The sequence below is a fragment of the Brucella anthropi ATCC 49188 genome (assembly GCF_000017405.1).
Lineage (GTDB): Bacteria > Pseudomonadota > Alphaproteobacteria > Rhizobiales > Rhizobiaceae > Brucella > Brucella anthropi.
The window spans coordinates 1700571-1715703 of record NC_009667.1 but is presented as its reverse complement, the minus strand read 5'-3'; the positions used below and the strand labels follow the sequence as shown (position 1 = coordinate 1715703).

The following is a 15133-nucleotide window of genomic DNA, read 5'->3' as shown; positions in this document are numbered from 1 at the left end:
GCCTTCAGGAGCATGAAGCCGAACATGAACAAGGCACGTCTTTCAACGATGTTGTTGCTGGCCGGAGTGCTTACAAGCGTCCTGGCCGCCTGCAACAGCACTGAGTCCGCTCTGAACGTACAGGGTAGCAATCAAAATTCCGGGCAAAATTCCGGGCAAACTACTACGCCAGCCGCGACACCGGGCACCCCGGCGACGGGCACCGCTCCCGTGCAGCCCACGGGAACAACTCCGGCCACGACCGGCACAGCACCTGCGACGACCACGCCAGTGGCACCGCAGCGCAGTGCAGCGCTCAAGCCGGGCAAGTTGCATATCGCCCCGATTGTCGGCGCACCGGTCAATGTGGTGACGCCGCTGACCCATCGCATGAATGACGATGCCAAGACGAAGGGCATTGAGCTTGCAGGCAATAATGATCCAAGTGCTGCCTATGTGATGAAAGGATACTTCTCCGTTCTTTCGGAAGATAATCAGACCACCGTGCTTTACGTCTGGGATGTTCTGGATGCTTCCGGCAACCGCCTTCACCGGATACAGGGGCAGGAGAAAGTTCAGGGGGCTGCCGCAGACTCATGGAGTGTCGTTCCGGCTTCCGCAATGCAGACAATCGCCGACCGCACCATGCAGGAATATTCGACCTGGCTTGCGGCAAATCGCGCATAGAAACTTGCTTTGGCAGCAAAAGACTGAAATCTTTTGCTGAATCTGTTTTGCCTACTGTGGGAAAGCCGGAAAACCGGGCTTTTTACAGCAATTGTGTTCCCGAGGGCCTTGCAATGGCGATGACTCTTTGCAATAGGCCCCACATCCGAAAGAAAACCTTTCTAGCTGCAGTACTTGGCCGGTCAGACCGTACGCAGCTTTAAAGTTTTTAAGAGATTAAGTCCGTTCCGGCGGACTGTTGCGACAGAACCAAACTGCAAACCGCGACCGCATCGGCGTCAGAGGCAAAAGAATGAAACTTTTCGCAGGCAACTCCAACCGGGTTCTTGCCGAATCCGTTGCTCAGTATCTCAACATTCCACTCGGTAAGGCCAGCGTCCGTCGCTTCGCCGATCAGGAAATCTTCGTAGAGATTCAGGAAAACGTGCGCGGCGAAGACGTATTCGTACTGCAATCGACTTCCTACCCGGCAAACGATCACCTGATGGAACTGCTCATCATGATCGACGCCTTCCGCCGCTCGTCGGCACGTCGCATCACCGCCGTCCTGCCCTATTTCGGCTATGCCCGTCAGGACCGCAAGCCCGGCCCGCGTACGCCGATCTCTGCCAAGCTGGTCGCCAATCTCATCACCGAAGCCGGTGCGAACCGCGTCCTGACGCTTGACCTTCATGCCGGCCAGATTCAGGGTTTCTTCGATATCCCGACCGACAATCTCTATGCCGTTCCGGTCATCGCGCGCGATGTGAAGGCCAATTACGCGACCGGCAACTGCATGGTCGTTTCGCCTGACGTTGGCGGCGTGGTTCGCGCCCGTTCGCTCGCAAAGCGCATCGATGCGCAGCTCGCCATCGTCGACAAGCGTCGCGAACGTCCAGGTGAATCGGAAGTCATGAACGTCATCGGTGAAGTGGCTGGCAAAGATTGTCTGCTGTTCGACGATATCGTTGATTCCGGCGGCACGCTCTGCAACGCAGCCGAGGCCCTGCTGGCCAAGGGCGCGAACAGCGTCACCGCTTACATCACGCATGGTGTTCTGTCCGGCGGCGCCGTTGCCCGTATCGCCTCGTCCAAGCTGAAGGAACTGGTCATCACCGATTCCATCCAGCCGACCACCGCCATCAATGATGCGCCAAATATCCGCGTCCTCTCGATCTCGGACCTGATTGGCGAAGCCATCGCCCGCACGGCAGCGGAAGAGTCCGTTTCGAGCCTGTTCGACTAAAACACCAGCCGGATTACAATTCCGAGACATGCCGCCAGCAACAGCACGAGCGGCATGTTGAGCCTCAGAACAACAAGCAAGAATGCCGCCGCGCCTGCAATCAGGACGGCGGCATTGTCTATTGTGCCCCAGACCGGCAGCGGCAATGTGAAGGGGCCGACAGCCTTCTCGACAATCTGCGAAAACAGGACATGCAGCGAGAACCACAGCGCCAGATTGGCAATCACGCCGACGACCGCAGCCGTAATCCCGCCCAGCATGGCCGACAGCCAGCGCACCTGACGCAGCCGCTCCACGAATGGCGCGCCCGCCAATATCCATAGAAAACAGGGCACGAAGGTAAACCAGAGCGCGATCAGTCCGCCGAAAAAGCCGCCCAGAAGCGGCGGCAGGCCCGACAGGTTCGCAGCCCCCACAAAGCCGACAAAGACCAGCACCAGGATCAGCGGTCCCGGCGTGGTTTCCGCCAGACCGAGCCCGGTCAGCATTTCCCCCGGCTTCATCCAGCCGAAATGCTCGACCGCCTGCTGCGCCGTATAGGACAGCGCGGCATAGGCGCCACCGAAAGTCACCGCCGCCAGTTTTGAGAAGAATGCCGCCTCCTGCACAAAAACATGCGCGCCACCAAAAGCGAAGAAAAGCCCGAGCAAAGGTAAAAGCCACAGCCCGCCCCAGATGAGCGTTTGCTGCGTGAATTCGCGCAAGGCGCCAGGCGTCGCCTCTCCCAGAATTGTGGCAGCACCATTTCCCTGCACGATATGCCGCAGGCCACCTGCAAGAGCCGCCAGCAGAACGACGAGCGGAAACGGCAGTTTCAGGAAGGCTATCGCAACGAATGCCGCAATCGCCACCGCATAGGAAAACCCCGAGGCCAGTGTCCGTTTGGCCATGCGATAAAGCGCTTCAAAAACCACGGCGAGAACCGCAGCCTTGAGGCCGAACAACAGCCCGGCCACGATGTCGACATGCCCGAAGGAGATATACAGCGCCGACAATGCAAGCATGACGACAGCGCCGGGCAGCACGAACAGAAGCCCGGCCAGAAGGCCGCCGCGCCAGCCCTTAACCGCCCAACCGGAATAGGTCGCAAGCTGCATGGCTTCCGGGCCCGGCAGCAACATGCAGAAATTGAGCGCATGGATCAGCCGTTCCTGATCCATCCATTTCTTTTCATCCACGAGAATGCGCTGCAGCATGGCGATCTGCGCGGCCGGCCCGCCGAACGACAGAAGCCCGATCTTGCCGAATGTCGCGAAGAGTTCTTTGTAGCCCGGTTGCTGAATTGGCTGTGTCACGCTGTCATCCTGAATGATCCCTGGCACTACAGTTGCAAATTCGTCAGGCCGTGGCGAAAAGAGTGATTTTCGAGTACCGGAGCAGAGCGTACTTAAAGGTACGTGAGCACCGGAACGCAGGCAAATTGCTCTTTGCAGCCCGGCATCACGAAGAATGCAACAGTAGTGCAGCTGTCGGCGAGGATCATTACAGGTTCATGACAGTTTTCACAGCTTACTCAGCCGCAGCGCCTTCTTCCGCCAGCTCATCCGGCGCATTCGGGTCGCCCGGTGCCGTTTCGCAGGCGAGATCGGGGAAATTGACGATACGCATTCCCTTGAAATCATTGCGCACAACCAGAAGTCCGCGTTCTTCAAAATAGGTCAGCAGACGCCGGGCACGACTGAACGAGTGCGTGCCATAGGCGCGCGCCAGCGCTGCGTCGGACGGGCAAGGCGCGCCGGTGACAGCCGCCTGCGCAACGATCAGGAACACGCCCTGCACATCGTCGGTGAGGCTTTCCGACAGGGACAGCGCCTGCTGCCATGTTTCGCCACTGGCCACATCGCTTTCAATGCTGGCCTGCGCCACCGCCAGCCTGCGGCGGAAGGCAGGGAGAGCCAGCGGTTCGCCCGGAACGCGGTGAATGCGACAGCGCACCAGAAAGTCCTGATAAAGCACGGCCACGGACCGGAACGACGCTTCCGGATCGTCCACGATCTCGCGCATGACCTTTTCGAGGAGCTCATCCCGTTCGGCTTCCACCATGCCGGGGAACAAAGGTTCCTGTGCCGGTTCGGCTTCGGGCTTCGGCTTTGCTACCTGCGCCAGAATCTCCGCCGTCGATGGCGGCGGTGGAGGCGGCGGCGCTCTGCGCACGGCAGCACGGATTTCCTGCGGCGCAGGCGTGAAGATGAGGTCGAGCGCATCTTCCGGCGCATCAGGAAGTGGCATCAGTTTCGGCGATGAAGACCGCGCCGATGTCTCCACCTTGCCGATCTTGATCGGCAATGGACGACGCGACAATGCGGGGCCAAGCGCCACGAAATGTCCGCGCTGCAGATCGCGGAACATTTCCGCCTGCTTGCGCTCCATGCCCAGAAGATCAGCGGCGCGCGCCATGTCGATATCGAGAAATGTACGCCCCATGAGGAAGTTCGAAGCTTCAGCTGCAACGTTCTTGGCAAGCTTCGCCAGTCGCTGCGTAGCGATAACCCCCGCAAGGCCGCGCTTTCGTCCGCGACACATGAGATTGGTCATCGCGCCGAGCGAAAGCTTGCGCGCTTCATCCGACACTTCACCGGCGGCGGCAGGCGCAAAAAGCTGCGCCTCATCCACAACCACGAGCATCGGATACCAATAGTCGCGCTCGGCATCGAACAAACCGCCAAGAAAAGCCGCAGCGGAGCGCATCTGCTGCTCGACGTCCAGCCCTTCCAGATTGAGCACCACCGAAACACGGTGCTGGCGGATACGTCCGGCAATGCGGGTCAGTTCGGCTTCGGTGCGGGCGGCATCAACGACGACATGGCCATAAAGATCGGCCAGCGTGACGAAATCGCCTTCCGGATCGACGATACACTGCTGCACCCATTGCGCGCTCTGTTCCAGAAGGCGGCGCAAAAGATGCGATTTGCCGGAGCCGGAATTGCCCTGCACGAGCAGACGCGTGGCGAGAAGCTCCTCAAGATCAAGCATGGCCTGCTTGCCACCGCCAAGCGCCGCTGCCGAGGCAGAACCGCTTCCAGCAACTGCACCCATGTCGATACCGACCTGCATCTCGCCTCCTTGTTTCAACATAGCAGGAACAAACGACTCGCACGGCCAAGCCTGCGGTCGATCAGGCATTCGCTTAACACTTTTGCGGTCGTCATCGCCACCCGTTAAGACAGATGCCCACAGATGCCGGGCGGTAGATTTCAACCTGAAGTTTTGATAGCTATCCAAACAGGGGGCAAAAGCAGCAAGCGTCCAGCCAGCGGGCGCGTCGGGGAGGATGAGCCGCTCCGACCTAGGCATAGGCTTTGCCCTCTATTCGGAGGTGGACTCTATGTGGTTAATACCCATTAGATTCACGCTTAGAATAAAGAAAACCCGCACCAGCTGGCAAGCCACAGTGCGGGTACATTTCTTTAGCTAAGAACACGGTAGCTGGAGTTCGCGCTTCAGCTACCGATCCGAATATAGGCCATCGAGATCGTTTTTTCAACTATGGCCCGTTGCCCTCCCGTGTAAGGCAAATCCAAAAAACTTGCGCCGCCGCACGCTATGGTCTATAGCCAGCGCCATCCGCGTAGACACCCTTGGAGGCAACGCGGAATGGAGCGGTCCGGTCTTTCACCTTGTGACAGACAATACGGGCTGTTTCATGTCGTTTGTTGAAGCATGATCCCGAAAAGTGGAAACCGGTTTTCGGACAAGATCATGCGCAGACTATACAGCGAGCGACACTCCAGTAACATCGAAAGGAAATGCCATGAGCGAGACTTACGTGCTCAAGGCCGATCTGCGTACCCGGGTTGGTAAGGGGTCCTCCCGCGAACTGCGTCGCAACGGCCAGATTCCTGCAGTCATCTATGGCGACAAGCAGGAACCCCTCGCAATCGCCGTCTCCTACAAGGAGATCTTCTACAAGATTCATGGCGGTGGCTTTAAGACCACTGTTGCCACGATCGAAGTAGACGGCAAGAAGATTCAGGTCCTCCCGAAGGACTACCAGCTGGATCCGGTCCGTGACTTCCCGCAGCATGTCGACTTCCTGCGCGTTTCCGCGAAGTCGGTCGTCCACGTGAATGTTCCTGTTCACTTCAAGAACGAAGAAGCAGCTCCGGGCATCAAGCGCGGCGGCGTTCTCAACATCGTTCGTCACGACGTTGAACTGATCGTTCCGGCCAATGCAATTCCGGAAGCACTCGAGTTCGACCTGACCGGCCTCGAAATCGGCGACTCCGTCCACATTTCGGCGATCAAGCTGCCGAAGGGCGTGACCGCTGCCATCCAGGATCGCGACTTCACCATCGCCACGATTGCTGCTCCTGCCGGCCTGAAGTCGGAAGAAGCTGCTTCGGAAGGCGCTGCAGAAGAAGAAGCCAAGGACGGCGAATAATCGCTTTCCGCACAGGAGCGCTAACGCGCTTCTTATCCGAAAACCGGTTCCCACTTTTCGGGAAGCGCTACAGAAGGGGCTCTGAACCATGCTGCTCATTGCAGGTCTTGGCAATCCGGGCCCCAAATATGCGCATAACCGGCACAATATCGGTTTCATGGCGGCGGATGAAATATTCCGCCGCCATCGCTTTTCCAACTGGCAGAAGAAGTTTCAGGCCGAGATTGCCGACGGTGTGATCGACGGCGAAAAAGTGCTGCTGGTCAAGCCGCAGACTTTTATGAACCTTTCGGGTCAGTCCATCGGCGAAGCCATGCGCTTCTACAAGCTGACACCTGCCGATCTTGTCGTGATTTATGACGAACTCGACCTCATTCCCGGCAAGCTGCGCATCAAGACCGGCGGCGGCTCCGGCGGCCATAACGGCATCAAATCCATCGACGCGCATATGCAGGCCTTCCCCGGCGGCCAGAATTATCGCCGCATGCGGCTTGGCATCGGCCATCCGGGTGCGAAGGAACTCGTGCATAACTATGTCCTCGGCGATTTCGCCAAGGCCGACAATGAATGGCTGGATACGCTCCTGGGCGCTATTGCCGACAATGTGGGCCTGCTTGCCGCCAAGGGCGAAGACAACAGCTTCATGAACCGCATTGCGCTCGCCATGGGCGACGGCAATCAACGGCCCAGCGGTTTCAAGGCCGATCCCGCACAACTGGAAAAGGCGCCACCAAAGGCGCAGAGCCATATTCGCCAGGCGCGGCAGAACCAGAAGAAGCCGAATATTCCTGCCAGCGGCCCGATGGCTGAAATGCTGAAAAAGCTGCTTGGCAAAAAGGACTAAAGCATTTCCAGCAAAAGTGCGAAGCGGTTTTGCATGGGAGAATGCGTAAAAGTAAGCCGTTCCCAAGGGCGCGACGCCTCCGCCTCTTGACGCTTCACGGTCCGATGACGCATAGCCACAACAATAGAATTCTAGTCTGATAGGTACGATCATGGGTTTCAAATGCGGCATCGTCGGTCTGCCAAATGTTGGCAAGTCGACGCTTTTCAACGCGCTGACCAAAACGGCCGCCGCACAGGCCGCAAACTATCCGTTCTGCACCATTGAGCCGAACACGGGCGAAGTGGCGGTTCCCGATCCGCGCCAGAACGATATCGCCCGGATTGCCGGTTCGAAGGAAATCATCCCGACCCGCATCAACTTCGTTGATATTGCCGGCCTCGTGCGCGGCGCATCGAAGGGTGAAGGTCTCGGCAACCAGTTCCTCGCCAATATCCGCGAAGTGGATGCCATCGTGCATGTGCTGCGTTGCTTCGAGGATGACGATATCACCCATGTCGAAGGTCGTATCGATCCGGTATCGGACGCCCAGACGGTTGAGACGGAGTTGATGCTGTCGGACCTCGAAAGCATCGAGCGCCGCATCGTGCAGATCCGCAAGCGCGCTACCGGCAAGGACAAGGAAGCCCTCACCATTCTGCCGGTGATGGAAGCAGCACTCGAACTGCTTCAGAACGGCCAGCCGGTCCGCCTGATGCTGAAGGATATTGCCGCAGAAGACCTGCTGACGCTGAAGGGCCTGAACCTTCTCACCTCCAAGCCGGTTCTTTATGTCTGCAACGTCGCTGAAGGCGATGCGGCCAAGGGCAACGAGTATAGCGCTGCCGTCGACAAGATGGCCGAGGAACAGGGTGCCCAGACGGTCATCATTTCGGCTGCAATCGAAGCGGAAGTTGCGCAGCTTCCCGATGAGGAAGCCAAGGAATATCTGGAAAGCATGGACCTTGAGGAACCGGGCCTCGACCGCCTGATCCGCGCCGGTTACAAGCTTCTCGACCTCATCACCTATTTCACCGCAGGACCGAAGGAAACCCGCGCCTGGACAATCCGGCGCGGCACCAAGGCTCCCGGTGCTGCCGGTGTCATTCATACCGATTTCGAGCGCGGCTTCATCCGCGCCCAGACCATCGCCTATGAAGACTACGTCAAATACAATGGCGAAGTCGGAGCGAAGGAAGCCGGCAAGGCAAGGGACGAAGGCAAGGAATACATCGTCCATGACGGCGATGTGATGCTGTTCCGCTTCAATACCTGATACGTTCAGGCCGCCGAAAACCGGCGGCCTTTTCTTTATGCCTACTCGGAGGAGATCGAGGGTGAGCAAGCCTCTGCCTAAATATGCTTATGAGGATATGGAGCCGGGAATGACCCTTCCCTTCGGTCCTCGTACGATCAACAAGCAAGAAATCATCGAGTTTGCCAGCGAGTTCGATCCGCAGCCGTTCCATCTTGATGAGGAAGCAGGCAAGGCGAGCGTGCTCGGCGGGCTGGCGGCATCGGGATGGCAGACCACCTCCCTCATCATGCGCATGGTCTGTGATGCCTATCTTACAAACTCAACGTCACAGGGCGGTCCCGGCGTCGAATTCACGCGTTGGAAACGCCCCGTGCTTGCGGGCGATACGCTGAATGGTGTGACGACCATCAAGGACAAGCGCATTTCCAAATCGCGCCCGGCCATCGGGTTGGTGACGTTCCACCATGAACTGTTCAATCAGCGTGGTGAGAGCGTGTGCGAAATGCAGCATCCATGCATGATGCTGCGCCGCGATCACGATGCGACGGCAGGAGGGGCGTCATGAGTTTCCTGGAAGAAAATCTCGGGCAGAACCTCGCCATCGGCAGCTATACGTTTACTGCCGAGGAAATCATCGATTTCGCCAGGAAATATGATCCGCAGCCGTTCCATCTGGACAGCGAAGCGGCAAAGAAGAGTGTCTTCGGCGGACTTTGCGCTTCCGGCTGGCACACCACTGCAGTGTTCATGAAGCTCAATGTCGCTTCCATCGTCAAGGCAACGAAGGAAGCTCTGAAACGCGGCGAGACGCCGCCGACATTCGGCCCCTCACCCGGCTTTGAAAACTTGAAATGGTCGAAGCCCGTCTATGCCGGAGATACGATCACCTACAAGCGCCTGGTCCACGCCATAAGGCCGCTCGCCTCCCGCCCCGGCTGGTCGATGCTGACTATGACGACGAGCGCCCATAACCAGAATGGCGAAGAGGTGCTGTCCTTCGACAATGCGGCGATGGTGAAACTGCCGCCCAAGGCTGATGCCTGAAATAACAAAGCCCGGAGCAATGTCCGGGCTTTTTCGTATTCTCAGTCGCCTTCAAAGGCCACGAGCGTGCGGACCGGCACGCCAAGAGCTTCCAGCTTCTTGCGTCCGCCGAGATCCGGCAGGTCGATGATGAAGCAGGCTGCGACGATCTCTGCGCCCATCTGAAGCAGAAGCTTCGCTGCCGCTTCCGCCGTTCCGCCCGTGGCGATCAGATCGTCCACCAGAATGATCCGTTCGCCCTTCTCAATCGCGTCGCGATGCATCTCCATTTCATCGATGCCATATTCAAGGCTGTAGGCAATGCGCACTGTATCGCGCGGCAGCTTGCCCTTCTTGCGGATCGGTACGAAACCAGCCGAAAGCTGATGCGCGATTGCGCCGCCGAGAATAAAGCCACGTGCTTCGATGCCCGCTACCTTGTCGACCTTGTTGCCTGCATAGGGATAGACCAGCTCATCGACGGAACGACGGAATGCCTGCGCATCGCCCATAAGCGTCGTCACGTCACGGAATTGGACGCCCGGCTTGGGATAGTCCGGAATGGTGCGGATCGCATCCTTCAAGCTGGCTTTAAATCCGGATTCCATTTTCCATCCTTTCAGGCGGCCTGCGGGCCGGTCAAGTTAATCAAGGCAAAGTTGGGACCAAGGACCTTTACACCCTCAAACGGGCAAATTGCAAAAGAAACCGCCCATTTCTGCCAAGAACATTGCGGCGACGCACGGTCATTTTCATGGTCTAATTGTGGCAAGGCTGATCTTCCAGTTCCAGCACAAAAAAAATGGGCGCCCACTGCGCCCATCTTTTAATTCAGGTTGATCTATTGTCAGTGTTTAACATCCGACCAGATCGAACGCTTGGCGACATAAACCAGACCGGCAAAAAGGATCAGGAATATGATGACCCGGAAACCGGTCCGCTTGCGATCTTCCAGATGCGGCTCTGCAGCCCACATCAGGAATGCCGAAACGTCGCGTGCATACTGATCCACCGTTTGCGGCGAACCATCGTCATAGGTGACTTGGTCGTCGCTCAGCGGCTTTGCCATGGCCAGCGATTTGCCGGCGATGAAGTATGGGTTGAAATGCGTCCCTTCCGGAATATGCATCCCCGCTGGTGGCTGTTCATCATAGCCGGTCAGCAGTGAATGGATGTAGTCCGGACCTGCTTCGGCATATTGCGTGAATATGTCGAAGATGAAGGTCGGGAAGCCGCGTTCAACACCACGAGCCTTCGCGATCAGCGAGAAGTCCGGAGGAGCTGCCCCGTTGTTCGCGGCCGCAGCTGCGTTCGCGTTCGGAAATGGCGCCGGGAAGTGATCAGTCGGGATCGCCTTGCGGGTGAACATTTCGCCATCCGCATTCGGCCCGTCCTGCACTTCATATTCAGCGGCAAATGCCTTGACCTGCTCCGGTGAGTAGCCGAGACCTTCCAGCGTGCGGAACGCCACCAGATTCATCGAATGACAGGCCGAACAAACTTCCTTGTAGACCTTCAGGCCACGCTGAAGCTGTCCCTTGTCATAGGTTCCGAACGGACCGGCAAAGCTCCACTTTTCCTGCTTGGGATGGTGGATCGGGAAATGTTCCGGCTCCGCGGCATTGCCGCCTTCCTCAGCCGAGGCACCACCCAGGGCGATACCAAGCGCGACCAGCGGAGCAATACCGAAGGCAGCGAAATTCTTGAGGATGTTTTTCATTGTTACGTCCTTCATCTCTCTCGCTGGTTCAGCCCCGAGTTTCAACAGGGATTTCCACGGGGGTAACCCCGGCCTTGCCGCTCTTCTCCAGAACCGCCTCGGTGATCGAGTTCGGCAAACGCTTCGGCGTTTCGATCAGGCCGATGACCGGCATGATGATGATGAAGAAAGCAAAGTAGTAGAGCGTACCGAGCTGCGCCATGAAGACGTAGGAACCTTCCGCAGGACGCGAACCCAGCCAGCCGAGGAAGATGGCGTTGATCACGAACAGCCAGAAGAACAGCTTGAACCACGGACGATAGACAGCCGAACGAACCTTCGACGTATCGAGCCACGGCACGACGAAGAGGATTGCGATCGAACCGAACATGGTCAGAACGCCGCCGAGCTTCGAGTCGATCGGGCCGATGTTGAAGGTGATGGCGCGCAGCATCGCGTAGAACGGCAGGAAGTACCATTCCGGAACGATGTGAGCAGGTGTCTTCAGAGAATCGGCCGGGATATAGTTATCCGGATGACCGAGGAAGTTCGGCATGTAGAAGACGAAGTAGGCAAAGAACACGAAGAAGACGAGCGCGCCGAAAGCGTCCTTGATGGTCGCATAAGGCGTGAACGGCAGCGTGTCGGTCTTGGACTTGACTTCAATGCCGGTCGGATTGGTCTGACCCGTCACATGCAGCGCCCAGACGTGCAGGATGACGACACCGGCAATCATGAACGGCAGCAGATAGTGCAGCGAGAAAAAGCGGTTGAGCGTTGGATTGTCGACCGCAAAGCCGCCCAGCAGAAGCTGCTGGATCGGTTCGCCGATGATCGGAAAAGCCGTGAAGAAGCCGGTGATAACCGTCGCACCCCAGAAGGACATCTGGCCCCATGGCAGCACGTAGCCCATGAAGGCGGTAGCCATCATGAGAAGGAAGATCACCACGCCCAGAATCCACAGAAGCTCGCGCGGCGCCTTGTAGGAACCGTAATAGAGACCGCGAGCGATATGGAGATAGACGGCAATGAAGAAGAAGGATGCACCGTTGGAGTGCATGTAGCGCAGCAGCCAACCGGAGTTGACGTCACGCATGATCTTCTCGACGGAATTGAACGCAATGCCCGTATCGGCAGCATAATGCATGGCCAGCACAACGCCGGTCAGGATCTGCGAAATGAGCATGAAGCTCAAAATGCCACCAAAAGTGTACATGTAGTTCAGGTTACGCGGCGTCGGATAGGCCACGAAGGAATCATAGACGAGACGTGGCAAGGGAAGCCGTTCGTCCACCCATTTTTCGATGCCGGTCTTCGGCGTGTATGTGGAGTGTCCACCACTCATGTCTTCTCTCCCCAAGACCTGTTAGCCGATCCTGATGACCGTATCGGAAGCGAACGCATATTGCGGAATGTGCATGTTCTCCGGAGCCGGACCACTGCGGATACGTCCGGCAGTGTCATAGGTCGAGCCATGGCATGGGCAGAACCAGCCACCGAAAGAACCGGATTCACCGAGCGGCACGCAACCCAGATGGGTACACACGCCGATCATCACCAGCCAGTTTTCCTTGCCCTCGCCTGCCGAGCGGGCGACATCGGTCGCCTGCGCATCCGCTGCGAGGTTGGCGTTGCGTGCGTTCTGATCCTTGAGATCACCAAGAGCGGTTGTCTTGGCATCCTCGATTTCCTTGGCGGAGCGGTTACGAATGAAAACCGGCTTACCACGCCATTTGACAGTTAGTGATGCTCCTTCCGTCAGGGACGAAACATCAACCTCGATGGACGCAGCCGCGAGTGTCGAAGCGTCCGGACGCATCTGGTCGATAAACGGCCAGGCCAGTCCGCCAACTCCGACGACACCGGCCATTCCCGTCGCAATATACAAAAAATCACGCCGTGTCGGCTCAGCCGTGTCGTGTGCGCTCACGTGCCAATTCCTTTTCAACCTGCATGTTCAATTGAACTCTCCCCTCGTCCTCTTTTGCACTTGCGCAAAAGTAGTCCTGCAAGTGCTCACAGGACGAAATTCCCTCCATTTCACTATCCGGTTTATGCGCGTAAAAATCGCTTGTCCAGACACCAACCCCTTATGACGGCACGATGTCGCAGGCGGATTTGCTTGCTCAATTCAGGGAATGCACAGCAAAGCGATAACGCATTACAGACAGTGGAAAGCTTTCAGCTTTCTCCGTTCCTCCCTATGAAACCGCCCGACTGGCGGGCCCAAAGTCCCGCATAGATGCCACCGCAGGCGATAAGTTCGTCATGCGTTCCCTCCTCCACGATGCGGCCTTGATCCATCACAACGAGACGATCGAGCGCTGCGATGGTGGAAAGGCGGTGAGCAATCGCAATTACCGTCTTGCCATCCATAAGACGTTTCAAATTCTCCTGAATCGAAGCTTCGACCTCCGAATCGAGTGCGGAAGTCGCCTCATCGAGGATGAGGATTGGTGCGTCCTTCAAAATAGCGCGAGCGATAGCAATGCGCTGGCGCTGCCCGCCGGAAAGCTTGACGCCGCGCTCGCCCACAAAGGCATCGAACGACCGCCGCCCCTGGAAATCCTCCAGACTGGCAATGAACCCATCGGCTTCGGCCTGACGTGCTGCCTGCAGCAGTTCATCGTCGGTCGCATCGTCGCGCGCCAGCATGATGTTGTCGCGCAGCGACCTGTGCAGCAATGCAGTTTCCTGACTGACGACCGCGACCGCCCGACGCAGCGAGGTTTGGGTGACGTCGCGAATGTCCTGCCCGTCCACGAGGATCGCGCCTTTCTCGACATCGTAGAGGCGCAGGATGAGATTTACGAGGGTAGACTTGCCCGCCCCGGAATGCCCGACGAGACCGACGCGTTCACCACCGCGCACAGTGAGGTTGATATTGTCGAGAACGCCCGCCGCCTTGCCGTAGTGGAACGTGACGTCCTGAACATCGATACGCGCCTTTGTCACCTGCAAGGGTTTGGCACCGGGCCTATCCTCAAGACCAAGCGGAGCAGAAACCAGCCGCATGGAATTCTCGATCAGTCCGAGCTGGCGCAGCATGCCATTGAGCTGCATCATGAGACGGCCAAGGAGCATATTGAGGCGCAGCACGAGGCCAAGTGTGAACGACACCTGCCCGACCGTGATGGCATTGCGCGTCCACAAATCGATGGCAATCGCCGCAACCGTCACGATCATCAGGCCGGAAAGTGCGGTGAGCGAAACACGAACGCCGGTGAGTGAACGCATGAACGGAAGAATTGCGCCGAGATACCGCTCGAAACCGTCACGCAGATAGCGCTCATCGTCATCGGCGGTATTGAGCTTGATCGTCTGAATATTGGAATAGCTGTCGACAATACGCCCGTTGATCATCGATCCCGCCTCGGCAGAAGCCTCGGCGTGCTTGCGGATGCGTGGCAGATAGCGCCAGGCGATGAAGCCGAAGGCAATGATCCAAAGGACTACCGCCACTGCCAGCCGCCAGTCGAGCCGACCGACCAGAAACAGCGTGGTGATGCTGTAGATCGCCATGAACCAGACGACCTGAATGAGACTTTCAATGAGATCGCCTGCCGCCTGCCCCGCCTGCCAGACCTTGGTGGCAATGCGCCCGGCAAAATCATTCTGGAAGAAGGCATAGGACTGGCGGAGAACATAGGAGTTCGCCTGCCAGCGGATCATATTGTAGAAACCCGGCGACAAGGTCTGGTCTTCCAGCAGCGTGTTGATCGCCGTCACGACGAGGCGGATTACAAGGACGGTTATGCCCATGAACAGAAGCTCTGGCCCTGCCGCCTGCAAAAGCGCCGACCAGCTTCGTTCGACGCCACCCTTCCCCGCCTGATCGAGAATATCGACCAGCCTGCCTGTGAAATAGAACAGGCCCGCCTCGACCAGCGGCAGCAATCCGCCAACCGCAAGCGAAACGGCGAGCGGCCATTTCGCTTGCCTCGCATAATGCCACAGAAAGCCGAGCGTCGTTGAAGGCGGTCTCAGCCGGTCCGGTTCACGAAAGGGATCGACCCAACGTTCGAACAGGCTGTAAACCGCTTTCATCAATGGCTTCT

At 57.9% G+C, this 15133-nt stretch carries 14 protein-coding genes; 7 read left to right on the top strand and 7 right to left on the bottom strand.

Annotation, left to right across the window (positions count from 1 at the left end):
- The first annotated feature begins 12 nt into the window (after positions 1 to 12).
- Positions 13 to 666 (top strand): hypothetical protein, encoded by a 654-nt coding sequence (locus OANT_RS08510; RefSeq protein WP_012091667.1) that lies wholly within the window; start codon positions 13 to 15, stop codon positions 664 to 666.
- 292 nt (positions 667 to 958) lie between these two features.
- On the top strand, positions 959 to 1891 hold the full coding sequence (locus OANT_RS08505; RefSeq protein ID WP_012091666.1) for a ribose-phosphate pyrophosphokinase: 933 nt from the start codon (positions 959 to 961) through the stop codon (positions 1889 to 1891).
- Here OANT_RS08505 and chrA read toward each other — a convergent pair.
- A complete protein-coding gene (gene chrA, locus OANT_RS08500) occupies positions 1888 to 3186 on the bottom strand; it encodes a chromate efflux transporter (protein WP_012091665.1) in 1299 nt (432 codons plus the stop codon). The two genes, OANT_RS08505 and chrA, sit on opposite strands and share 4 nt — an antisense overlap.
- A 214-nt stretch (positions 3187 to 3400) precedes the next feature.
- Positions 3401 to 4945 carry an ATP-binding protein gene (locus OANT_RS08495; RefSeq protein WP_012091664.1) on the bottom strand — a complete coding sequence of 515 codons (1545 nt, stop codon included), beginning with the start codon at positions 4943 to 4945 and terminating at the stop codon, positions 3401 to 3403.
- 697 nt (positions 4946 to 5642) lie between these two features.
- On the opposite strand from OANT_RS08495, the gene OANT_RS08490 reads away from it, so the two are divergent.
- From OANT_RS08490 to OANT_RS08470, 5 genes are all read left to right on the top strand, one after another.
- Positions 5643 to 6272, top strand: coding sequence for a 50S ribosomal protein L25/general stress protein Ctc (locus OANT_RS08490; RefSeq protein ID WP_010659617.1), 630 nt, complete (start codon positions 5643 to 5645; stop codon positions 6270 to 6272).
- A gap of 88 nt (positions 6273 to 6360) precedes the next feature.
- Entirely contained in the window at positions 6361 to 7116 is a 756-nt protein-coding gene (gene pth / locus OANT_RS08485) for an aminoacyl-tRNA hydrolase (protein ID WP_010659616.1), read from the top strand.
- 151 nt (positions 7117 to 7267) lie between these two features.
- Positions 7268 to 8371, top strand: a complete 1104-nt coding sequence (gene ychF, locus OANT_RS08480; protein ID WP_010659615.1) for a redox-regulated ATPase YchF — start codon at positions 7268 to 7270, stop codon at positions 8369 to 8371.
- Positions 8372 to 8432: 61 nt separating this feature from the next.
- Complete coding sequence (locus tag OANT_RS08475) at positions 8433 to 8918, top strand: MaoC family dehydratase (protein WP_012091663.1); 486 nt, start codon at positions 8433 to 8435, stop codon at positions 8916 to 8918.
- Positions 8915 to 9397: a MaoC family dehydratase gene (locus OANT_RS08470; protein WP_012091662.1), complete on the top strand. Its 483-nt coding sequence runs from the start codon at positions 8915 to 8917 to the stop codon at positions 9395 to 9397. Before OANT_RS08475 ends, OANT_RS08470 begins: the two co-directional genes overlap by 4 nt.
- A 41-nt stretch (positions 9398 to 9438) precedes the next feature.
- Here the strand turns inward: OANT_RS08470 and OANT_RS08465 are convergent, their stop codons facing one another.
- The 5 genes from OANT_RS08465 to OANT_RS08445 form a co-directional block, all read right to left on the bottom strand.
- A complete protein-coding gene (locus tag OANT_RS08465; protein WP_010659612.1) occupies positions 9439 to 9984 on the bottom strand; it encodes an adenine phosphoribosyltransferase in 546 nt (181 codons plus the stop codon).
- 239 nt (positions 9985 to 10223) lie between these two features.
- A complete protein-coding gene (locus OANT_RS08460; RefSeq protein ID WP_012091661.1) occupies positions 10224 to 11096 on the bottom strand; it encodes a cytochrome c1 in 873 nt (290 codons plus the stop codon).
- Positions 11097 to 11124: 28 nt separating this feature from the next.
- Entirely contained in the window at positions 11125 to 12420 is a 1296-nt protein-coding gene (locus OANT_RS08455; protein ID WP_010659610.1) for a cytochrome b, read from the bottom strand.
- Between the two features lie 21 nt (positions 12421 to 12441).
- A complete protein-coding gene (gene petA / locus OANT_RS08450; protein ID WP_010659609.1) occupies positions 12442 to 13005 on the bottom strand; it encodes a ubiquinol-cytochrome c reductase iron-sulfur subunit in 564 nt (187 codons plus the stop codon).
- Positions 13006 to 13256: 251 nt separating this feature from the next.
- Entirely contained in the window at positions 13257 to 15122 is a 1866-nt protein-coding gene (locus OANT_RS08445) for an ABC transporter ATP-binding protein (RefSeq protein ID WP_012091660.1), read from the bottom strand.
- Positions 15123 to 15133 lie beyond the last annotated feature (11 nt).

Bases quoted from the DNA above. Each gene is read 5' to 3' on its own strand.
- OANT_RS08495 (WP_012091664.1), bottom strand. From the start codon at position 4,945: ATGCAGGTCGGTATCGACATGGGTGCAGTTGCTGGAAGCGGTTCTGCC.
- OANT_RS08510 (WP_012091667.1), top strand. From the start codon at position 13: ATGAAGCCGAACATGAACAAGGCACGTCTTTCAACGATGTTGTTGCTG.
- ychF (WP_010659615.1), top strand. From the start codon at position 7,268: ATGGGTTTCAAATGCGGCATCGTCGGTCTGCCAAATGTTGGCAAGTCG.
- pth (WP_010659616.1), top strand. From the start codon at position 6,361: ATGCTGCTCATTGCAGGTCTTGGCAATCCGGGCCCCAAATATGCGCAT.
- OANT_RS08460 (WP_012091661.1), bottom strand. From the start codon at position 11,096: ATGAAAAACATCCTCAAGAATTTCGCTGCCTTCGGTATTGCTCCGCTG.
- OANT_RS08505 (WP_012091666.1), top strand. From the start codon at position 959: ATGAAACTTTTCGCAGGCAACTCCAACCGGGTTCTTGCCGAATCCGTT.
- OANT_RS08455 (WP_010659610.1), bottom strand. From the start codon at position 12,420: ATGAGTGGTGGACACTCCACATACACGCCGAAGACCGGCATCGAAAAA.
- OANT_RS08490 (WP_010659617.1), top strand. From the start codon at position 5,643: ATGAGCGAGACTTACGTGCTCAAGGCCGATCTGCGTACCCGGGTTGGT.
- OANT_RS08465 (WP_010659612.1), bottom strand. From the start codon at position 9,984: ATGGAATCCGGATTTAAAGCCAGCTTGAAGGATGCGATCCGCACCATT.
- OANT_RS08470 (WP_012091662.1), top strand. From the start codon at position 8,915: ATGAGTTTCCTGGAAGAAAATCTCGGGCAGAACCTCGCCATCGGCAGC.
- OANT_RS08445 (WP_012091660.1), bottom strand. From the start codon at position 15,122: ATGAAAGCGGTTTACAGCCTGTTCGAACGTTGGGTCGATCCCTTTCGT.